Origin of the sequence: Caenimonas koreensis DSM 17982 (assembly GCF_009646335.1) — a bacterium.
In the GTDB taxonomy this organism is placed as follows: domain Bacteria; phylum Pseudomonadota; class Gammaproteobacteria; order Burkholderiales; family Burkholderiaceae_C; genus Ramlibacter; species Ramlibacter koreensis.
The window spans coordinates 249,628-271,090 of the sequence record NZ_WJBU01000005.1 but is presented as its reverse complement, the minus strand read 5'-3'; the positions used below and the strand labels follow the sequence as shown (position 1 = coordinate 271,090).

The 21,463-nt window shown below is 65.3% G+C and carries 13 protein-coding genes; 8 read left to right on the top strand and 5 right to left on the bottom strand.

What is annotated here, in order from left to right:
- Window positions 1-29 precede the first annotated feature (29 nt).
- From speD to GHT07_RS06560, 4 genes are all read left to right on the top strand, one after another.
- Window positions 30-410: an adenosylmethionine decarboxylase gene (speD, locus tag GHT07_RS06575; RefSeq protein WP_153584322.1), complete on the top strand. Its 381-nt coding sequence runs from the start codon at window positions 30-32 to the stop codon at window positions 408-410.
- A complete protein-coding gene (gene murU / locus GHT07_RS06570) occupies window positions 407-1,117 on the top strand; it encodes an N-acetylmuramate alpha-1-phosphate uridylyltransferase MurU (RefSeq protein ID WP_153584256.1) in 711 nt (236 codons plus the stop codon). The genes speD and murU overlap by 4 nt, the downstream gene beginning before the upstream one ends.
- Window positions 1,118-1,127: 10 nt before the next feature.
- Window positions 1,128-2,516 (top strand): aminopeptidase P N-terminal domain-containing protein, encoded by a 1,389-nt coding sequence (locus GHT07_RS06565; RefSeq protein ID WP_153584255.1) that lies wholly within the window; start codon window positions 1,128-1,130, stop codon window positions 2,514-2,516.
- A gap of 243 nt (window positions 2,517-2,759) precedes the next feature.
- Window positions 2,760-9,449: a two-partner secretion domain-containing protein gene (locus GHT07_RS06560; protein ID WP_194792857.1), complete on the top strand. Its 6,690-nt coding sequence runs from the start codon at window positions 2,760-2,762 to the stop codon at window positions 9,447-9,449.
- A 10-nt stretch (window positions 9,450-9,459) separates the two neighbouring features.
- On the opposite strand, the gene GHT07_RS06555 is transcribed toward GHT07_RS06560, so the two are convergent.
- The 5 genes from GHT07_RS06555 to GHT07_RS06535 are packed head-to-tail and all read right to left on the bottom strand — an operon-like array spanning window position 9,460 to window position 15,397.
- Window positions 9,460-11,019 carry an FAD-dependent oxidoreductase gene (locus GHT07_RS06555; protein ID WP_323740826.1) on the bottom strand — a complete coding sequence of 520 codons (1,560 nt, stop codon included), beginning with the start codon at window positions 11,017-11,019 and terminating at the stop codon, window positions 9,460-9,462.
- Window positions 11,020-11,036: 17 nt separating this feature from the next.
- Window positions 11,037-12,578: a polyamine aminopropyltransferase gene (locus GHT07_RS06550; protein WP_153584253.1), complete on the bottom strand. Its 1,542-nt coding sequence runs from the start codon at window positions 12,576-12,578 to the stop codon at window positions 11,037-11,039.
- Between the two features lie 13 nt (window positions 12,579-12,591).
- Entirely contained in the window at window positions 12,592-12,810 is a 219-nt protein-coding gene (locus tag GHT07_RS06545; protein WP_153584252.1) for a DUF350 domain-containing protein, read from the bottom strand.
- A gap of 37 nt (window positions 12,811-12,847) precedes the next feature.
- Window positions 12,848-14,350: a DUF4178 domain-containing protein gene (locus GHT07_RS06540; protein WP_323740823.1), complete on the bottom strand. Its 1,503-nt coding sequence runs from the start codon at window positions 14,348-14,350 to the stop codon at window positions 12,848-12,850.
- A 9-nt stretch (window positions 14,351-14,359) separates the two neighbouring features.
- Window positions 14,360-15,397, bottom strand: a complete 1,038-nt coding sequence (locus GHT07_RS06535) for an SPFH domain-containing protein (protein WP_153584251.1) — start codon at window positions 15,395-15,397, stop codon at window positions 14,360-14,362.
- Between GHT07_RS06535 and GHT07_RS06530 the strand changes: the two genes are divergently transcribed.
- From GHT07_RS06530 to GHT07_RS06515, 4 genes are all read left to right on the top strand, one after another.
- Window positions 15,396-15,833: a hypothetical protein gene (locus tag GHT07_RS06530; RefSeq protein WP_194792856.1), complete on the top strand. Its 438-nt coding sequence runs from the start codon at window positions 15,396-15,398 to the stop codon at window positions 15,831-15,833. The two genes, GHT07_RS06535 and GHT07_RS06530, sit on opposite strands and share 2 nt — an antisense overlap.
- Before the next feature lie 7 nt (window positions 15,834-15,840).
- Complete coding sequence (locus tag GHT07_RS06525; RefSeq protein WP_153584249.1) at window positions 15,841-18,417, top strand: tetratricopeptide repeat protein; 2,577 nt, start codon at window positions 15,841-15,843, stop codon at window positions 18,415-18,417.
- A 104-nt stretch (window positions 18,418-18,521) separates the two neighbouring features.
- Window positions 18,522-20,834 (top strand): NADP-dependent malic enzyme, encoded by a 2,313-nt coding sequence (locus GHT07_RS06520; protein WP_153584248.1) that lies wholly within the window; start codon window positions 18,522-18,524, stop codon window positions 20,832-20,834.
- Window positions 20,835-21,042: 208 nt separating this feature from the next.
- Window positions 21,043-21,444, top strand: coding sequence for a ribonuclease domain-containing protein (locus tag GHT07_RS06515; RefSeq protein WP_153584247.1), 402 nt, complete (start codon window positions 21,043-21,045; stop codon window positions 21,442-21,444).
- Window positions 21,445-21,463 lie beyond the last annotated feature (19 nt).

Genomic DNA, 21,463 nt, shown 5'->3' with positions numbered 1-21,463 from the left:
GCGCAACAGTGATCGTCTACAGTGGCGCCATGCAAGGGCTGCACCTCACCGCCGACCTCTACCAGTGCCACTGCGAAGCCGCTTGGCTGACCGACGCGTCGCGCCTGGGCGAGTGGTGCGTCAAAGCTGTGGAGGCGTCGGGCCTGCAGGCGGTAAATCAGCTTTTCCACACATTTCCCGCCACACCGCGCGGCCCCGGCGGCGTGACGGCCACGGTGCTGCTCGCTGAGTCGCACGTGTGCCTGCACACCTGGCCCGAGCAGCGCGCCGTCACCGTCGATGTGTACGTCTGCAATTTCGGCGGTGACCATTCTTTGAAAGCACGCACACTGATGGCAACGATGATCGAGCGCTTCCAGCCTGAATGGACGGAGCAGCGCTCGCTCGACCGGGGCGACGGCCAGGCATGAGCGCAGCACAGGCCATGATCCTCGCGGCAGGGCGCGGCGAGCGGATGCGCCCCTTGACGGACACCTGCCCCAAACCGCTGCTGCAAGTGCGCGGCAAACCGCTCATCGTGTGGCATATCGAAGCACTTGCGGCCAGTGGCGTGAAGCAGATCGTGATCAACACGGCGTGGCTGGAAGAGCAGATTCCCGCCGCGCTCGGCGATGGCTCGCGCTGGGGCGTGGAGCTGCTCTATTCGATGGAAGGGCGCGACCACGGCGGCGCACTCGAGACTGCGGGCGGCATTGCGAAGGCGCTGCCGCTGCTGGCGGAGTCGTTCTGGATCGTCTCAGCCGACATCTACGCGCCGGGCTTTGTCTTCGACGCGAAGGCCAAGGCGCGATTCGACGAGAGCGGGCGGCTCGCGCACTTGTGGCTGGTGCCCAATCCGCCGTTTCACACCAAGGGCGACTTCGGCATCGGCGCTGATGGTCTTGGCCTGGCGGACTCGGCCGGCCCCGATGGCAACACATGGACGTACGCCAACTTCGCGCTGATGCGCCGCGAGCTGTGTGCGCATATTCCGTACGGCCAGCGCGCGGCGCTCGGGCCGTTGCTGTTTGAGAGAATGCGGGACCGGCGCATCAGCGTCGAGCCCTGGCGCGGCGAATGGCACAACCTTGGCACGCCGCAACAACTGGAAAGCTTGTCACCCACGAGCAGAACCTGAAAAGACGACCATGACATCGCAAAGCAACTACGCGCAGCGCCGCGCCCGCGTCGCTGGACAAATCGGCAAGAACGGCATCGCCATCATCCCCACCGCGCCGGAGCGCCCGCGCAACCGCGACAGCGACTACATCTACCGGCACGACAGTTACTTCTACTACCTCACGGGCTTCACCGAGCCGCACACCACGCTGGTGATCACGGGCGACGGCAAGAGCACGCTGTTTTGCGCACCGAAGGACCTGGAGCGCGAGATCTGGGACGGCTTTCGACTGGGGCCACAGGCCGCGCCTGCCACGCTCGGTGTCGATGCCGCGCATTCGATCGACGAGCTCGACGCGCTGATGCCGCAGCTGCTGGAAAACCGCGACGCCGTCTGGTACCCGTTCGCGATTCACGAGGGCCTGGAAGCGCGCGTGGGCGGCTGGCTGAACAAGGTGCGTGCACGCGTTCGCTACGGCGCGCTGTGCCCGGAGCAGCAACGCGACCTGTGCGCCGTGCTCGATGAAATGCGCCTCGTCAAGGACGCGAGCGAGCTCGACATCATGCGGCGCGCCGCGCAGATCAGCGCACGCGGCCACATCCGCGCGATGAAGCAGTCCGCTCGCATGCTGCGTGCGGGCAAAGAGGTGCGCGAATATCACCTCGATGCGGAGCTGCTGCATGAATTCCGCGAAGGCGGCTCACAGTATTCGGCGTACGGCGCGATCGTCGCGGCGGGCGCCAATGCGTGCGTGCTGCACTACCGCGCCGACGCGGCGCCGGTGCGCGACGGCGAGCTGGTGCTGATCGACGCCGGCTGCGAACTCGACGGCTACGCGAGCGACATTACTCGCACCTTTCCGGCCAACGGCAAGTTCACAGGCCCGCAACGCACGCTGTACGACCTGGTGCTTGCTTCGCAGCAGGCAGCCATTGATGCGACGAAGGCCGGCGCACGCTTCAACGACCCGCATGACGCCACGGTGAAAGTGCTCGCGCAGGGCATGCTCGATGTGGGCCTGCTTGATAAAAACAAGGTGGGCACGCTTGACGACGTGATCGAAAAGCGCGCGTACTTCCAGTTCTACATGCACCGCACGGGCCACTGGCTCGGCATGGACGTGCACGATTGCGGCAGCTACGTCGAGCCGTCTGAACTCGGTTCGGTGAGCGAACGCAAGGACCCCCTGTCGGGTGAGGTGATCAAGAACCGGCCGAGCCGCATCCTGCGCGCGGGCATGGTGCTCACCATCGAGCCGGGCATCTACGTGCGGCCTGCGCAAGGTGTGCCGCAGCAGTTCCACAACATCGGCATTCGCATCGAGGATGACGCAGCGGTGACAAGCGATGGTTGCGAGCTGATGTCTCGCGGCGTGCCGGTCAAGGCAGACGAGATCGAAGCCCTCATGCGGGCCTGAGCTATGCGGGCCTGAGCTATGCCGGCCTGAATTTCGCTCGCCGGCACGCAGCGGGCGAACGCAGTGCGGCGCAAGTGCGTCGTGCAAGTGCGTCGTATGTCCGGGTCGGCGAGTTTTGACGCATCCACGCCTTGCGAGCCGTCGTATTGCTGTGATAGGGTCGAAATAGCCCCTTCGTATACATCGTCACGGCACGGCAAAAAGAGCGTGCTGCGGGACGTTTTCCCCCGGAAGAGACCGTTCGTGAAAAAGCCTGCCGCATTCTCCTCATTCACCCCCGCCGCGAGCCCCGCGGTGGCGGGTTTCAGGCCCGCAGCGCTGGCACTGGCCATTGCTGCCGTCTTCATGGCCGCGAGCAGGGCGCACGCGCAACCCACAGGCGCACAGGTGATTGCCGGGCAGGCAACGATCCAGCAGCAGGGCACCTCGCTTTTCATCAACACACAGAACGCAGCGGGCACGAACCGCTCCGTGATCAACTGGCAGAGCTTCTCGGTGCCGGCCGGCACGCTGACGCAGTTCAACCAGCCGTCTGCCTCCAGCACCTCGATCAACCGCGTCGTCGGCAATAACCCGTCAGCGATCTTCGGCACGCTGAGCTCCAACGGCAAGCTCGTGCTGGTCAACCCCTCGGGCATCACCGTTGGCGCGGGTGCCGTGGTGGACACAGCCGGGTTCACTGCATCGACCTTGCGCATGAGCGAAGCCGATGCGCTGGCCGGCAGGCTGATGTTTGGCGACGGCTTTGGTGGTGGCGCACTCGCGGTGGCCGGCCAGATCATTGCGCGCAGCGGTGATGTCGTGCTGATTGCGCCCACACTCTCCACGGGCGCGAGCGCGCTTGTGCAGGCGCCCAACGGTGCCACCGTGCTGGCGGCAGGCCAGAAGGTCGAGATGACGGGCCGCGGCCTTGAAGGCATCCGCATGGAGCTGCAGGCGCCGGCTGACCAGGCGGTGAATCTCGGCACGCTCAAGGGCGACGCCGTCGCGATCTTCGCCGGGCAGCTCAAACACAGCGGTCTGATCCAGGCATCTGGCGTCAGCACCGAAGGCGGCAAGGTCGTGCTCAAGGGCGCGGACACGGCCGACATCTCAGGCCGCATCGTTGCCACCCATGGTGCTTTGGGCGGGTCAGTGCAGGCGAGCGCGAACAAGGTGATGCTGCGCAGCGGTGCAGTGATCGACGTGAGCGGCGCGGCCGGTGGCGGTGAAGCATTGATCGGCGGCGGTTGGCAGGGCCACGACGCGCGCGTTGCCAACGCACAGACAACGACGGCCGAAACCGGCTCCACCATCCTCGCGAACGCCACGCAAAGCGGCAACGGCGGCACGGTCGTCGTCTGGTCAGACAAGGACACGCGCGTTGGCTCGCGCATCGAGGCGCGCGGCGGCGCGCAGGGCGGCGATGGCGGCAAGGTCGAAACGTCGGGCAAGGAAGACCTGGTGTTCCGCGCTTCGGTGGATGTGGGCGCTCCCCATGGCAAGGCAGGCTCGCTGTTGCTCGATCCGCAGGACATCATCATCACCAACGGCGGTGGCGGCGCAGACGATGCGGCGCTGGGCAATGACACGCTTGCTGGCGCCAATGTCGGCGGTGCGTACACACCTGTGACGCCTCCGGACGCGACGATCTCGCAGGCAGCGCTGCAGTCGTTCAACGGCAGCGTCACGCTACAGGCCTCGCGCGACATCAAGATCAACGACCTGACCAGCGACACGCTGAATCTGTCCGGCGAGTTCATGGGCAACACGTTCACGCTGATCGCAGGCCGCGACATCCGCATGGCCGACGTGAACGACCGCATCGTGACCAACGGCGCTGATGTGGCACTGACGGCCACCACGGGCAGCATCAATATCGGCGGTGTCAGGTCCAATGGCGGCAAAGTCACGATGGACGCCGGCGATACGCTGGTCGTGCGTGAAATTGTCTCGACGCAAAGCGCGGGCGCCGGCGGCAACATCAAGCTCACTTCGGCGGGCTACATGTCGCTGGGTGGCGGCAATATCGATGCGCGCGGCTACACGGCCAGCAATACCGGCAACGTCACGCTCAAGGGCGACACGATCGCCATGCAGTCGGGCAAGACCATCTACGCCAGGGAACTGGAGCTCGAGGCCAAAAACGGCATTGGCGATGGCGCCACTGGCCCGCTGGCTTTCGATGCGGAACGCGTGAACGCGAACAACAGCTCCTCCGGTCATGTGCTGCTCAGCTACACCGGTACGGGCGCGAACGGCACGATCGTGGCCGACCCTTCCGCCCTGGGCTACGGTTTGCGCAACAGCGCGACCGGCGGCAACATTTCGCTGGACGCGCCCAACGCGTCGGTCACCGTCATAGCGCCGGTCATGGCCAGCGGCGGCAATATCAGCCTGACAAACAACGCCGGTGGCATCTCCATTTCCGGCGCGACGATCAACGCCAACGGCGGCAACATCGTGCTCGACGCTTCAGGCCCGGGGTCCACCAACGCCATTGAGGTTGTTGGCTACGGCGCAACGCCAGGCGAGGTGTTGACGAACGGCAGCGGCTCGGTCACCTTGAACGGCGTCCTCGCAAGCGGCGGCTCGCTGTATTCAGCCGGGGTCTTGATTGACGGCTCGACGGTGTCCGCAGGCACAGGCGGCATCACTGTCACCGGCCGCTCGGAGGTCCCGTGGACCACGAATGGCACGCGCATCTCGGGCAACGCCACAGTGCAGGCGACGGGCGACGTGCGAGTCGAGGGGCGCGTGAATACCGCCGCCGGCACCAGCAGCACCGGCACCTCGATCATCAGCGGCTCGACGGTCAAGAGCACGGGCGGCAACGCCACCGTGATTGGTGCCTACAACAATGCTTCCAGTCCGGATGGCATTGGCCTGTTCGTGGGCGGCAAGGTTCATTCCGGCCCGAACGGCCAGGTCAGCCTCAACGGCTCGGCCACGGTGGGCAACAGCTCGGGCAACGGCGTGGTGCTCGATTCGACCGCCGATATCTTCGGCGGCAACACCGGCGTTTCGGTGATCGGCAGCACGTCGTCATCGACCACGGCCACCGCGCTGATTGCCACGTCTGTCAACGGCGCGGTCAAGGCACCGGGGCCTGTCGCCATCACGGGCACCATCGCGGCACCAAGCGCGAGCAATTCCATGGGGGTGTGGGTCAATGGCGGCAGTGTCACCACCACGGGCTCAGGCACGATCACCGTCACCGGCTCGGGCGTTCCAGCCCCCGCACCAGCGAGCAACTACGACGTCTATATCGCCGGCCTGACGATGCGCAGCGGCGGCGACCAGATCACGCTGATCGGCGACCGCATGAGCATCCTGTCGCTGGTCGATTCCGGCGCCGGAACGACGACGATCAAGCCGTTCACGGCGAGCCGCGCGATCTTGGTGGGCTCCGGCTCGGAGGCGAGCAACCTGACGCTCAACAACAGCGAAATCAACAACGTGAAGGCGGGCGTGCTGGTGATCGGCGCGCCGGGCAACACGGGCGGGATCACGCAGTCCGGTCCGCTCACCCTCACGCCCGGCAACATCGGCACGCTGAGCCTGGTCTCGGGCTACAACGTCGATGTCACAGGCACGATCAACGCGGGCGCGACGAATGTGTCGGTGCTCAGTGGCAACGTGATCTCCGTGCCGGGCAATATCTCGGGCGGCAATATCTATCTCGAGGCCAAGACACCCAGCAACGGGCAGCTGAACGTGAGCGGCGCGGTCAGCGGCAGCAACATTTCGCTCACGGCCGACAACATGGACTTGAGCGGCGCTGCCGATTCGATCGATGCGGGCGCCGGGCGCATCACCATTCAGCCGACGACCGTCGGGCGCAACGTCGAACTGGGCTCCGAAGAGTTCTTCTTCGCGCCCGGCACCGCTTTGCAGCTGAAATCCTCCGAGGTGCTGACGCTCAAGGCCGGCACCGTGCAGGTGGGCACCACGGCCATCGTGGGCGACATCTACATCGGCGAGCCGATCAAGCCGAACCTGGGCACCAGCGGCACGCTGTCGCTTCAGGCGGGCGGCGAGATCGAGCAGTACGACCCCGGCTCGATCACGGCGCCCAAGCTCTTCGTTCGCTCGCTCGCGAACGTGGACTTGAGCGTGGCCAGCGGCAACCTGATTGGCGAAGTGGCAGCTGTCGTCGGCAACGGTGCGACCTCCAACCACAACTTCAAGCTGTACAGCAGCGGCAACCTGCTTGTGGGCACGGTAGACGGCCAGTCGGGCATCAGTGTGAACGGCGATGCATCGGGCTACGTGCCGGCCACGCCGGACGGCGTGATCTCGCTGACGTCGGCAGGCTCGCTCACGCAAACCACCGCGGGCCTGCTCGGCGGCAAGGCCGTGTATGCCGAAGGCAGCAGCGTCCAGCTCACGGCCAACAACCCGACGGGCATGCTCGCCGGCCGGGCCACCGGTTCTTCGGCGGGCGAATCGTTCGCCTACAAGAGCACGAACGGCATCCACCTGACGACCGTACCCGTCAGCACAGCCACCATGAACGGCGGCGGCGCGGCGACCTTCTCGGGCATCGCTGCCACCGACGTCAGCGACCCCGTCGCCATCACGCTGACCGCGCCGATGATCGGCCAGGACAATGACGCGCCTGCCGTCGCCAGCACGGCGCTCATGCTCAATGTCGGCCCTGCAGGGGGCGTGGCCCTGAACAACGCGAGCAACGAGGTCGCCACGGTCGGCACCAGCGGCTCGACGCTCAACTTCTTCAAGTTCCAGAACGCCGCCGACCTTGCTGTGGGTTACGGCGGCAACGGCATCAAGACGTCCACCGATGTGTCGATCAGCGCGGCCGGCGACCTGACCGTGAACGAGCCGATCACGTCCAACAGCATCAAGCTCACCAGCAACGGCGGCAATGGCAACGTCCTGGTCGCCGCAGGACTGGACGCAGGCACCGGCGCCAACACGATCAGCGCTACGGGCGGCATCGAGTTCGCGGGCACGTTCAATGTGGCCGGCGGCCTGCCGACGTCGCTGACCGCCAGCGGGTCGGGCTCTGCATCCATTACTGCGGGCACTGTCGGCTGGAGCACCAACGTCACGTCCACAAACGCCACGCGCCTGTCCGCTGATGGCGGCACGCTGGAGGCAACGACGTCGATCACCGTTCCCGATCTCGCGATGTACGGCAGCGCAAGCACGATCAAGGGCGCGGGTGACATCACGGTCACGAACTACTTCGACACCAACGGCGGCACGCTGTCCGGCACGGGCAAGCTGACACTGGACAGCACAGCAACCGCCGACTTGTGGGGCAACCTGAATGTCTCGCGGCTGTGGGTCAACAAGGGCTCGATCTTCCAGTTTGGCAACGGCCAGGTCAGCTTCCAGAGCGGCGGCTCGCTCTCCAATGCGGGCACTTACGAGATATCGAACGACAACGGCCTCTCGGGCGCGGCCGGGACCATCACCAATTCGGGCATCTTCAGGAAAGTTGAAACCCAGATCGTCGGTGCGTCGCAGCCTGGGAACAGAGTTGCCGGCACCAACAGTCAGCCGGCGCTGCTGGGGTCGGGCACCAGCGTGATCGATGTCGGGACGTTCACCAACACGAGCACCGGCGTGGTCGATGTGCAGGCGGGCACCCTGCAGTTCGGCAGCCCCCCGGGCACCAGCCCGTTCACGAGCAACCCCGGGACGATTTCGATCGCCTCCGGCGCAACGCTGGACAACAGCAACACGTCGCTCGACTCGTCGGGCCTCATCGAAGGCAGCGGCACGCTCAAGCTCGGCTCGGGCACGCTGGACAACAGCGGCCACATCAAGCCGGGCGGGCTGGGTACGGTGGGCACGCTGTTTGTCGAGGCAGCCGCAGTCAATCTCAATGCGGGCACCGGGCTGTATGTCGACATCGACAGCACCACGAGCTATGACGTGCTGAGCGTGACGGGCCAGGTCAATATTTCGGCGAGCGCGTCGGTCAACGTCACTGCGGCACCAGGGTTGAATCCCGGCGACCAGTTCGATGTGATCCAAAGCAATCTTGCGATGGGCGGTTCAGCGCCGCCTGTGGCGGGCTACGACGTGTCGTTCGCGACGAGCCCGGCTGCTGGCTCGCTGCGGCTTGCAGTGCCGACGCCGGCCCCCACGCCGACGCCCACGCCATCGCCGACTCCTTCACCGTCGCCGACTCCCTCACCGTCGCCCACCCCATCGCCGTCACCGACACCGACACCGGCACCTACACCGTCGCCCACGCCAGCGCCGACGCCCTCACCAACGCCGGCGCCTACGCCATCGCCCACGCCGGCACCGACTCCGTCACCGACGCCGGCCCCTACACCGTCGCCGACTCCCGCACCGACTCCCTCGCCAACGCCGGCGCCTACACCGTCGCCCACGCCAGCGCCGACGCCGTCACCGACGCCGGCCCCCACGCCTTCGCCTACTCCGGCACCGACACCGTCGCCGACACCGGCTCCCACGCCTTCGCCTACTCCGGCACCGACTCCAGCGCCCACGCCGGCACCGACTCCGTCACCGACACCGGCTCCCACACCGACACCGGCTCCCACACCGTCGCCGACTCCAGCGCCGACGCCATCACCAACGCCGGCTCCAACGCCGTCGCCCTCGCCAGCGCCGACGCCGTCACCGACGCCGGCCCCCACGCCTTCGCCTACTCCGGCACCGACTCCAGCGCCCACGCCGCCACCGACACCGGCTCCGACACCAGCGCCAACGCCGACTCCGACACCCGCGCCTGCGCCCACACCCGCGCCCACACCCGCTCCGGCGACATCGCGTCTGGACAACGTGCTCGACGCGCTCGAAAGCGGGCGGCGCGGCGACATTTCCGCTGCGTTGGCCGAGCTGGACGAAAGCCAGGTCAGCACGTTCCTGAACCTGCTGGTGACGGAAGACGAAAAACAGAAGAAGGGCCAGGACGCCGTCGTCCAGAACCTGACCTGCCCGCGCTAGGCTTGCGCTGTCATGCGACCCGCAGGCCCGCCCGGTGGCCTGCGGTGAACGCTTCTTCAAAGATGGAATAGCCTGCCCAGTCAGCATGCGCGAACGACAGGCGCTTGGTCGCCGACTGGCCCCGTGCCGTCGCTTGCAACGACGCCAGCGTGCCGGGAACGGGAATCGCCATCGCGTGGCCGTACCGCGCGACTTCGACGCGGGTGAGCTTGCTCATCAGGTCCGGATGTGCCGGCGCCAGCTCGGCTTGCGCGTCGCCCAGCCAGTCGCGCCAGCCTCGCGAGAGCACCTGCGCGCGGCTGGCCTCGCCGGGCGCGCAATACCAGCTCAGGACCGTCGCCGCGGGCCGCGGATCAAGGCTCTGGTGGCGCGCATCGACGTAGCCCAGTCCCTTTGCGGCGTAGACGACGTTGTCCCATGAAGGCGGCGCGCCCGGGCGATCGCGCAGGGGTTCACGCACATGCATGTTGGCCACGATCCATGGCGCGTAGTGCAGTTGCGATGCACGCTGGGCCAGCGCAGCGGGCGCATTGCGCACGACGCGCGCGGCGATGAACACCGGCATCGCGACAATGCAATGCTCGGCCTGCCAGCGCTCGGTTTGCTGCGTGAGCGCATTCCACCCATCGACTTCCACGCCGCTGCGCCCTTCTTCAATGCGCGAGACGACGCGGGCCGCCTTCACACGCTCGCCCAATGGCGCTGCCAGCCGCTGCGTGAGCCACGCGTTGCCCTGCGGCCAGGTCAGCACGCTCTCGCGCTCGCCATTGTCTGCACCCGGCGGCTGGAAGCCATGGCGACTGGCGAAGTAATGCAGGCCCGCCCACGCCGATACGGCGCCGGTGCCGGCGCCATAGTCGTCGCGGCAGCTGTAGTCGAGGTACCAGCGCAAGTGCGGGTCATCGAGCCCTTCGCGAGACAGGAAGGCCGCCATCGTGATGCTGTCGAGCGCCAGGTGCGCAGCCGGTGCGACGGACGGCGCCGGGATGCTGAATGCGGCTTGCTTGCGCACACCGTCCACCAGGCGTGCAAACCGCACGTACTGAGCGAGCGTGGAGGCTCCCACGCCCTGCACCGGCAGCAACCCTTCCTGCCAGTGGCCGCGAAAGAACAGCCGCTCCTGCGGCGAATGGCACAAATGCCGCTCGTCGTAGACCCAACGCCCCGCCACGCGCTGGCGCACGCCGGTCTCCTCGAGAAAATCCTGCACGTCCCGCGCCGCGTCGCCAGGCACCGGCAAGTAGTGCGCGCCCAGCGGGCAGGCGATACCACCTATCGATCCGGCGCGGCTGTTGCCGCCAGCGGTGTCTTCGAGTTCAAGAATCACAAAGTCGTCGATGCCGCGCAAACGCAATGCCCGCGCGGCTGCCAGGCCTGCAATGCCGCCGCCTGCGATCACCACACGCACGCGCCGGGTGGCGGAAGGTGCCTGTGCTGCGCGTGGGTCGCGCAGCAGGTGGCCGCGCTCTGCGCTCGCGCCAAGCAGCGTGCCAGTGACTTCGCTGTCGCTGCCAGCGCACCCTGCCAGCGGCAACGCGCAAGCGCCGGCCAGCCATTCGCGGCGGCGAATGCCGCAAGGGCCTGACCTCACTGGCCCACCTTGCCCCACTCGCGTTCGTAGGTCGTCACCAGCACCTGGTTCGACAGGCGGTTCACCTCGGCGGGCACGCGGGCCATGTCGCGCGGGAAGTCAAACAGCTGCGGCAAGCTTGCCCGATCCAGAAAGCGAAGCCCTGCGGGCAGCTCGGCGGGCATACGGTAAGGCCTGCGCCCCGCGATGACAAAGCCCCATTCGCCAAAGCTCGGCACATTCGCGTGATACGGCGCGACGGAAAGGCCAGCCGATTCGATCGTGGCCGCGACCGTCCAGAAGCTCTGGCGCGCAACCAGCGGCGAAGTGGTCTGCACGACGGCATAGCCGCTGGCCGACAGCCGCTGCTCAAGCGCGGCGTAAAACGAGCTGGTGTACAGCTTGCCGATGGAGAAGTTCGTCGGATCAGGAAAGTCGACCACGATCACGTCGAACATGTCGGTGCTGTCCTGCAGCCAGCGGAATGCGTCGGTGTTGACGATATGCACCTTGGGCGAGGTGAGGGCGCCGGCGTTGAGTCTCGTCAATGCTTCATGTGTGGAGAACAGCTGCGTCATGTTCGGGTCAAGCTCGACGAGCGTGACGCTTTCGACGCTGGGGTAGCGCAGTATTTCGCGCACGGCCATGCCATCGCCGCCGCCCAGCACTGCAACTTTGCGCGCGCCGCCGTGCGCGGCCATCGCGGGATGAACCAGCGCTTCGTGGTACCGATACTCGTCGCGCTCGGCAAACTGCAGGTTGCCATTGAGAAAGAGGCGATGGCCCATGCGTCCGTGCGTGACGATGATGCGCTGGTAGGGCGAAGTCGCCGCGAACACCACGGGGTCCTGGTAGAGCTTTTCTTCGGTGAGTGTCGTGATCTGCTGGGCGAGCGCAAAACCCGCCAGCAGCACACCCAGCGTGGCGACACAAGCTGCGGCATGCGCGCGAAACTGCCGCAGCTCGAAGCGGAACATCCACAACGCCCAGAGCGCGACGGCGGCGTTCATCAAGCCGAACAACAGGCCCGTGCGAATCAGGCCCAGGTGCGGCACAAGCACGAGCGGGAAAGCAATCGAGACCGCCAGCGCGCCCAGATAGTCGAACGTGAGGACTTGCGACACCAGGTCCTTGAGCGCCACGTTGCGCTTGAGGATGCGCATGACCAGCGGAATCTCCAGCCCCACGAGCACGCCTACGGCGAGAACCAGCAGATAGAGCAGGCCGCGAAAGCTGCCCGGCACATAGGCGTTCGCCAGGAACAGCACTGCGGGCAACGAGCCTCCGACGAGTGCAACGAGCAACTCGATGCGCAGGAAGTGCGCGGGCAGCTGCCGCTCGAAAAACCGCGAGAGCCACGAGCCGATGCCCATGGCGAAGAGGTACGTGCCGATGATGGTGGAGAACTGCAGCACCGAGTCGCCCAGGATGTACGAGGCGAGTGCGCCGGCGGCGAGCTCGTACACGAGGCCGCACGCGGCCACGACGAACACCGAGGCGAGCAGCGCAACTTCGACCGGTGCAGGCGCAAGCGCCGCTGTGCGCGGCTGCGCTTCCATCACAGGCACCACGCTAGCCGTGGACGGCGGCGGCGACGATGATGCAGATGCCCAGCGACATCGCGCCGACAACGATGCCCAGCGCGACGTTCTGCTTTTCGACAATTTCGCCCCACAGGTCGTACGGCGTGACCTTGTCGATGATCAGGAAGCTCACCCAGAAGATGATGACGCCGATCAGCGCGTAGACGATGGAGCCGAGGAAGGCTGCGGGTTTCAACCATTCAAGCATGTTGCTCTCCAGAAAATTCGTGTTGCATGGCGGTGCCTCATTTGTGGCCGCCGCCACCGGAATAGCCGCCAAACGAGCCGCCTCCGGTGCGGCTTGAACCGGAGGTGTAGCCGGACCCATCGGAGGTGTCGTCCACGCAGGCCTTGATGATGACCAGCAGGATCACGATGATGATGAACAGCACGATGATCGTCATGCAGCCCATGCCTTTGGCCGCGCTGGCGGGCGACGCATCGGCGCGCGCGAGCAGATCCTTCTTGCCTTCGAGCTTGAACGCCTTGGCGACAGTGTCGCTGTCGATCTTGCTGCCGCTGGACCATGTGATCTCGCGCGGCGTCTGCTCCATCGACAGCAGGCTGTTGCCCTTGGCGAAGTCGCGGTTGAAGGTTTTCATGCCGCGCTCGACGGGCCAGTAGAACTCGCCGGCGACGTAGTTGGTCTCGGCGTTGTAGGCGTAGAGCAGCTTGTAGCTCGTGCCCAGGTACGTGGCCGATTCGGCATTGGGTGACAGCGATGGCGCACCCGTGGCGGGCTTGACGACGCTCCAGCCGTCTTCCGAGTCGACGAGGAAGGTGAAGCCGCGCTTGAAGTTATAGAGCAGGTATTCGCTCCAGCCGAACTGTTCGTCATCGTCGCCGGGCTCTTGCCCCATGCGATGCTGGAAGCCCACGACTTGCCACTCGACACCCTGCAGTTGCCCGAGTGTGCCCAGCGGAATGAGCGGCTGCACCGGCTCGTCCTGCATGGCATGACGCATTTCATTGCCGATGCCCTGCGTCAGGTCGATGATGCTGTTGCACGAGCGGCAGGTGATCGACTTCGACGTGTCGAGTGTGACCGCGACCTGGGCGCCGCAATTGGGGCACGAGAACTGGCGGCCTTTTTCTTCTTTCGCCGACTCGCTGCGCAGGCCGCTCATGGCGAGCGCGTCGAGCTGCACTTCCTTGCCCCGGCTGACGACCGGTGGCTGCGTGCCGTAGTCGATGCTGATCACGTCGCCGGCGGCGCTGCGCAGCTCGACCATCGCGAACGTCTGGTTCAGCGGCGGCAACTTCGGCAATTCGCCTTGCGCCGACACCAGCGCCACGGACACGTTCGACGCAATGCTGAAAGGCACACCGTCGATTGCCGTGGTGGCGCCGACGCGCAACTGCGCCGCTTGCGGAACGTCACGCCTCAGATTGACAGGAAGGGAAAAGACATAGGAGCCGTTGTCCTCGCCCAGCACGCCTGTGGTGCCGTCGTCGAACATCGCGATCCACTCAGTCCAGGGGCCGTCGGCACTCTTGTATTGCAGCCGGCCCACGAGCGTGAACGTGCGGTTCTGGAAGCGGCCCGACGCCATGAGCTGCAAGGGGCTGTGGTCGTCGAAGACCTCGGCCATCTTGCCCAGGCGCGAGAGTATTTCGCCCTGGCGTGCCACGGTGCTGCTGCAGAAGCTGCAGACGGCATAGACCGACTGCGCGCTGCGAAATTCGACGGGCGCGCCGCAGCCCGGGCAGGGCGCCCGGTAGATGCGTTGGGGTGAGCCCGTCGCCACGCCCGGTGGCTAGACGAGCTTCTTGAGCAGTTCGGCCTTCTTGGCGTCGAACTCTTCCTGCGTGAGGATGCCTTTGGCCTTGAGCTCGCCCAGCTTTTCGAGCGTGGCCATCACGTCATCGGGCTTGATGGCCGCCGGTGCCAACTCCATCGGTGCGGCAGGGCGCTGCTGCAGGCCCTGTTGAAGGTTCTGCGCGAGCACCTGGCCCATCGCCAGGCCTGCGCCCATGCCCATCGCGTCGCCGGCAATGCTGCCGCCACCCTGGCCGATGCCCTTGGCCATCTCGGGGATGGCCTGGCCCGTCTGGTACTGCATGAACTTGCCCATGTCGTTGCCGACCATGCCCATGCCGATTTTCTGGTCGAGGATCTTTTGCAGCTCCTCGGGCAGGGACACGTTCTGCACGGTCATGGCTTCGAGCTTCAGGCCGATCGCCTCGAACGCGGGCGTCACGGCCTTTTGCAAGGCTTCGGCGAACTCGACCTGGCTGGCTGCGAGGTCGAGGAACGGAACGCCGCTTTGCGCAATACCGTCAGAGATGTGCTGCAAGATCATGCCGCGCAGTTGCGGCTCGAGTTCGGCAGCGGTGTACACGTCGCGCGTGCCGGTGATTTTCTGGTGCAGCAACTTCGGGTCTGCCACGCTGTAAGCGTAGTTGCCGAAAGCGCGCAGACGCACGGCGCCGAAGTCCTTGTCGCGGATCGTGATGGGCTGCGGCGTGCCCCAGCGCTGGTCGATCTGCTGGCGGGTGCTGAAGAAATACAGATCGCTCTTGAAAGGCGACTCGAAGAGCTTGTCCCAGTTCTTCAGGTAGGTGAGGACGGGAATCGTCTGCGTCGTGAGCTTGTACATGCCCGGGCCGAAGACGTCCGCGATCTTGCCTTCATTGACGAACACCGCCATTTGCGATTCGCGCACGGTCAACGATGCGCCGTACTGGATTTCCATGTCGCGCATGGGAAACCGCCACGAAAGAACGCCATCCGTGTCTTCGGTCCACGTGATGATGTCTATGAACTGTTTCTTGATGAAGTCCATCAGGGCCATGGCACGTTCCTCTCGCAGTAGAAAAGCTGGTGGGGCGGATGATACTCGCGGGCCACACGCAGATCATGTCAATGCGTGTGTCAAAATTCCCTCGGCCGGCACTTGCGCGGCAGGGGATGCGCCGATGGTGTTCAAGTGGTTCGATACGCTGGAAGTCGACGCCTTCGCGGATAAAACCGTGAAGATGTTCATGGAGCGCTTTCCGCCCTCGGAATTCACCACGGCGGGCAAGAAACAGCAGGAGCGTTTTCGCAAGGTGCATGCGGCGCTCGCCCGCGAGATGCAGGACTTTCGCAAGACGCACTCGCTGAACATCTATCAAAAGGCACGCTTGGCCAACCGCTTCAAATGGGCGCTCAAGGATGCCGCTTACCCGGACGCGTTCATCGACGAGCTCGCCTATGAGCTCGCGGCCATGACGGCCGTGCGGGCCTGAAGTTTTCATGTTCGGCAGAAAGAGCCCACCGGCCGTGCCATCGGCTGCCCCGGTGGCGCCCGTGGCGCTGACACCCGATCTGCAGAAATTGTTTACCGGTGGATTCCAGCATCACCAGGCAGGGCGGCTGGCCGACGCGGCCGCAGCCTACCGCGAAGTGCTCGCCACAGCCCCCGGCCACTTCGATGCGCGGCACCTGCTGGGCGTGATTGCGCTGCAGCAAGGCCGGCTTGACGAAGCGCGCGACCAGATCACCCAGGCGCTGCGCTCCAGCCCGCGCGACGCCACGGCATACGGCAATCTCGGCACGGTTCACCTGCATGCAGGGCGGCTGAACGAGGCGCGCGCGAGCTACGAGACTGCGCTGGCGTTCAACCCGAAGAATCTCGACGCCGCCGTGAATCTGTCGCTCGTGTTGCGGCGGCTGGGCGACCCGGCGGCGGCTGCCGTGCGCCTTCGCGCAGCGCTGGCGGCTGGCGGCGCGATCGAGCTGCGCAATGAACTGGGCGCTGCGCTGCTGGAAGCGGGCGATGCTGCCGGCGCCGCGAAAGAATTTGAAGCCGTCTTGCGCAAGCACCCGGCGCATGCCAACGCGCACAACAACCTGGCGCTGGCACTGGAGCGCAGCGGGAAGTTCGACGAAGCGATCAGGCAGTACGAGCGCGCGATCGCGCTTGATGGCTCGCTGGCGGCGACGGGCAACCGCGCTGCGTTGCTAGCCAGACGCGGTCAGCACGAGGAAGCCCGCATGGGCTTTGAAGATGCCGTCAGCCGCGACCCGCGCTCGGCGCAGGCCCACGCGAATCTCGGCGCGCTGCTGCGCGAGCTGGGCGAGCTCGACACCGCGCGCACCCATCTGTTGGAGGCCTTGCATCTGGATCCCCGGCTGTTCGAGGCGCGGTTCAACCTTGCCCAACTCGCGCTGGCTGCGGGAGACACGCCAAGCGCGCAGGCCCAGCTCGACCGGCTGCTGGCAGACGAGCCGCGTTCGGCTGAAGTTCACGCGTTGCGTGCGCAGGTGTTACTGGCGCAATCCCTCGTGCGTGACGCCAGCCTGGCGATCGACCGCGCGATCGAGTTCGACCCGCAGCTCGCCCAGGCGCATCACCTGCGCGGGCTGATCTGGATGGCGATGGGCGACGCAAAGCTCGCGCAAGCTTCGCATGAACAAGCGCTGCGGCTCGACCCCGAACATGCGGCGGCACGATGGGCTTCGGTGATGGCGAGGCTGCCTGCCACACGCGACGAAGAGGCCGAGGCTTTGACATCGCGGGCATCGTTTGCGCAAGGGGTTTCGCAGCTCGACGCTTTTTTCCAGGGGCCTCGCCTGGGCGCCGGGCGTGCAGTGGTGGGATCCACGCAGCCGTTCTACCTGGCCTACCAGCGTGGCAATCACCGCGACCTGCTCGTGCCGTACGGACAGCTATGCGCGCGCCTGTCAGGCCTGGCGCAGGCATCGCCGGCGCAGGCAGCACCGCCTTCGCCTGCCGTGCACACGGGCCGGCCCGTGCGCGTTGGCATTGTTTCAGCGCATATCCGTGATCACTCGGTGTGGACCGCGATCGTGCGCGGCTGGGTGGCGAACGTGGATCGCTCGCGCATCGAAGTCAGCGTCTTTCATGTGGGGGCGATCAGCGATACACAGACCGATGCTGCAAGGCAGCTTGTGCCGCACTTCGACGGCCGTGGCGCCAGCGCGCAAGAGTGGCAGCGCCGCATCGAGGCCTTCGCGCCGCACGCACTGGTCTTCCCGGAAGTCGGAATGGACGCGATGACGGCCAAGCTCGCGAGCCGCCGCCTCGCGCCATGGCAAGCGGCCTCTTGGGGCCACCCGCTCACCACGGGCCTGCCAACGATCGACGCATTCATTTCGGCGCAGGCGCTGGAGCCTTCGCACGCACAGGATCATTACAGCGAACAGCTCATCGCCTTGCCCGGGCTCGGCGTTTGCTACGAACCGCTTGGCGTCACGCCAGAACGCATTGATCGGCGCTCTTTGGGACTGCCCGCGGATGCGCCACTGCTGCTATGCCCCGGCCTCGCACAGAAATACGCGCCAGAAGACGATGGGCTCTGGGCCGATATCGCCAGGCGCCTGCCAGCCGCCCGGCTGGTGTTCTTCCGCAGCGGTGCGCCCGTGCTGCAGGAGCGCCTCGCCAGGCGCATGAGGGGCGCATTCGACCGGCACGGACTCAATATCGACGACCACGTAGTGTGGCTGGCGCATCTGTCACGGCCGCAGTTCTTCGGCCTTATGCAGGAAGCCACGCTGTTTCTCGACAGCGTCGGATTCTCGGGCTTCAACACTGCGATGCAGGCGATTGAATGCGGCCTGCCTGTCGTCGCACTTGAAGGCGACGCGATGCGCGGCCGGTTCGCCGCAGGCATCCTGCGCGAAGCGGGGCTGGACGAGTGCGTTGCCACCGACACCGCGCACTATGCGGACATAGCCGTCGCACTGGCAAGTGACAGCGCCCAGCGCAGCGCGGTCGCATCGCATTTGCGCAAACACGGCCCTGCGTTGTTTGGCACTAAGGCGCCCGTCGATGCGCTTGCGACCTTGCTGCTGGGCCGTTACGCGTAATTGCGTACTAGGGTTTTCCCGCGCGCCGTCTACAATCGCATCCCCACGAAGCGACACGGCATGCCAGACAAGGCATTAAGCTGTGCCCCAGGAGACTCCAACCCATGCCTTCAAATGACGCGGCCAACGCCGACGACAAGCGCGCAGAACTGCGCCTGGCCGCCCTCGAATATCACGAGTTCCCCACGCCCGGCAAAGTGGCGATCCACGCGACCAAGCAGCTGCTGAACCAGCACGACCTCGCACTGGCCTATTCGCCCGGCGTTGCGGCCCCGTGCGAAGAGATCGTCAAAGACCCGAACAACGCCTTCAAGTACACCAGCCGCGGCAACCTGGTCGCCGTGATCACGAACGGCACCGCCGTGCTCGGGCTCGGCGACATTGGCCCGCTGGCGTCCAAGCCTGTGATGGAGGGCAAGGGTGTCCTGTTCAAGAAATTCGCGGGCATCGATGTTTTCGACATCGAGATCAACGAAAAGCACGACCTCGACAAACTCGTCGACATCATTGCGTCGCTTGAGCCGACATTTGGCGGCATCAACCTCGAAGACATCAAGGCGCCGGACTGCTTCTACGTGGAGCGAAAGCTGCGCGACCGCATGAAGATCCCGGTGTTCCACGACGACCAGCATGGCACGGCCATCTGCGTCGGCGCTGCGATCATCAACGGGCTGAAGGTCGTCGGCAAGGACATCAACAACGTCAAGCTCGTGACCTCCGGCGCGGGCGCTGCAGCGCTCGCGTGCCTGAACCTGCTGGTCAAGCTCGGCCTGCCGATGAAGAACATCTACGCGACGGACCTGGCCGGCGTGGTGTACGAAGGCCGCAAGGAGCTGATGGACGAAGACAAGTTGCCGTTCGCGCAAAAGACATCAGCGCGCACCCTCAGTGAAGTGATCGAGGACGCGGACATCTTTTTGGGCCTGTCGGCGAGCGGTGTGCTCAAGAAGGACATGGTCCGCAAGATGGCGGCCCGGCCGATCATCCTGGCGCTGGCCAATCCCAACCCCGAGATCACGCCGGAGGAAGTCAAGGAAGTGCGCGACGACGCGATCATGGCAACGGGCCGCACCGACTACCCGAACCAGGTCAACAACGTCTTGTGCTTTCCGTACATCTTTCGCGGCGCACTGGACAGCGGCGCCACGACCATCACGGCAGAGATGGAGATCGCGGCGGTGCATGCGATTGCCGAACTCGCACAGGCCGAGCAAAGCGAAGTGGTGGCGGCCGCGTATGCCGGCGAACAACTGGCGTTCGGCCCCGAATACCTCATCCCGAAGCCATTCGATCCGCGCTTGATGATGAAGATCGCGCCGGCTGTTGCCAAGGCCGCGCAAGACAGCGGTGTCGCGCTGCGCCCGGTGCAGGACATGGACGCGTATCGCGAGAAGCTCCAGAGCTTTGTGTACGCGTCGGGCACAACGATGAAGCCGATCTTCCAGATGGCGAAGTCGGCACTGAAAAAGCGCGTGGCGTTTTGCGAAGGCGAGGAAGAGCGCGTGCTGCGCGCCGCGCAGATCATCGTCGACGAAGGCATTGCGCGGCCCACGTTCATCGGCCGCCCGGCGATCATCGCGCAGCGCATCGCGAAGTTCGGGCTGCGCCTGAAAGAAGAGCTCGACTACGACATCGTCAACGTCGAGCAGGACCACCGCTATCGCGACTTCTGGCAAACCTATCACCGCATGACGGCACGCAAGGGCGTCACGGTACAGATGGCCAAGATCGAGATGCGCAGGCGCCTCTCGCTGATCGGAGCCATGCTGCTCCACAAGGATGAGGTCGACGGCATGATTGTCGGCACCTGGGGCACCACGGCGATGCACCTGCAATACATCGACCAGGTGATCGGCAAGCGCGAAGGCGTGTGCACCTATGCCTGCATGAACGGCCTGCTGTTGCCGAACCGCCAGATCTTCCTGGTGGACACGCACGTCAACTATGACCCGACTGCGGTGCAGCTCGCCGAGATCACCGTGATGGCCGCCGAGGAAATGATGCGGTTCGGCCTCAAGCCAAAAGCCGCTTTGCTGTCGCATTCGAATTTCGGCTCCAGCAACCAGCCCAGCGCGGTGAAGATGCGCGATACGCTGGACTTGCTGCGCGTGCAGGCGCCGTGGCTGGAAGTCGATGGCGAGATGCACGGCGACATAGCTCTGGACGGCGCGGCACGTGACCTTCTCATGCCCCACAGCACGCTTGCCGGCGACGCCAACTTGCTGGTACTGCCGAATATCGATGCAGCCAATATTTCTTACAACCTGCTCAAGACGGCGGCGGGCGGAAACATCGCGATTGGCCCGGTCCTGCTCGGGGCGGCCAAGCCGGTGCATATTCTCACGGCCAGCACCACGGTGCGCCGCATCGTCAATATGACGGCATTGACGGTGGCCGATGCAAATGCGGCGCGGTAAGGTCTATCTGGACAGCTGGCGCTAACTTAGCTGACTCCTTCCTGATGAGAAATAGCCCTTGAGCCTGCCCAAAAATTGGGCAGGCTCTTGCCTTTTGGGTTGGTATCAGTCACACTAACGCCTGAATTTTTCCGGGTTTTCCCGAAGGGTTTCGAGCCCTGAAGATGCCCGGAAAGCGTCCCCCAAGGTCTCCAAAGAAGGTCCGTTCATGGCACGCATCGCGGCCGTCAAGTTTGTGCTTACTAGCCTTTTCTTGGCTTTCGCGATGTCAGGTCCGCTGGTGCAAGCCAGAGCCCGGACCGACGGTACTGCCCCGCGCTCCTCAGCTGTGATTGCTGTCGCTGAGCTGCCAAGGCAAGGCCGTGAAACCTATGAACTGATCCGGCGTGGTGGGCCGTTTCCAAACGGAAAGGATGGCTCTGTGTTCGGCAACCGGGAGCGACTGCTTCCGGCCGAGAAGCGCGGTTTTTACCGCGAGTACACGGTAGCCACACCAGGATCTCGCGACCGGGGGGCCCGGCGCATCGTGTGCGGCGGTCCACCCAGGACGCCGCAGGCCTGTTATTACACCGCGGACCATTACGCAAGTTTTCGAATGATCGTGGAGTGAACCCAATGAAGCGGGATGA

What these genes read in the sequence shown, in the direction of transcription:
- speD (WP_153584322.1), top strand. Translation starts at nt 30, where the DNA reads ATGCAAGGGCTGCACCTCACCGCCGACCTCTACCAGTGCCACTGCGAA.
- murU (WP_153584256.1), top strand. Translation starts at nt 407, where the DNA reads ATGAGCGCAGCACAGGCCATGATCCTCGCGGCAGGGCGCGGCGAGCGG.
- GHT07_RS06565 (WP_153584255.1), top strand. Translation starts at nt 1,128, where the DNA reads ATGACATCGCAAAGCAACTACGCGCAGCGCCGCGCCCGCGTCGCTGGA.
- GHT07_RS06550 (WP_153584253.1), bottom strand. Translation starts at nt 12,578, where the DNA reads ATGGAAGCGCAGCCGCGCACAGCGGCGCTTGCGCCTGCACCGGTCGAA.
- GHT07_RS06545 (WP_153584252.1), bottom strand. Translation starts at nt 12,810, where the DNA reads ATGCTTGAATGGTTGAAACCCGCAGCCTTCCTCGGCTCCATCGTCTAC.
- GHT07_RS06530 (WP_194792856.1), top strand. Translation starts at nt 15,396, where the DNA reads ATGGCACGTTCCTCTCGCAGTAGAAAAGCTGGTGGGGCGGATGATACT.
- GHT07_RS06535 (WP_153584251.1), bottom strand. Translation starts at nt 15,397, where the DNA reads ATGGCCCTGATGGACTTCATCAAGAAACAGTTCATAGACATCATCACG.
- GHT07_RS06525 (WP_153584249.1), top strand. Translation starts at nt 15,841, where the DNA reads ATGTTCGGCAGAAAGAGCCCACCGGCCGTGCCATCGGCTGCCCCGGTG.
- GHT07_RS06520 (WP_153584248.1), top strand. Translation starts at nt 18,522, where the DNA reads ATGCCTTCAAATGACGCGGCCAACGCCGACGACAAGCGCGCAGAACTG.
- GHT07_RS06515 (WP_153584247.1), top strand. Translation starts at nt 21,043, where the DNA reads ATGGCACGCATCGCGGCCGTCAAGTTTGTGCTTACTAGCCTTTTCTTG.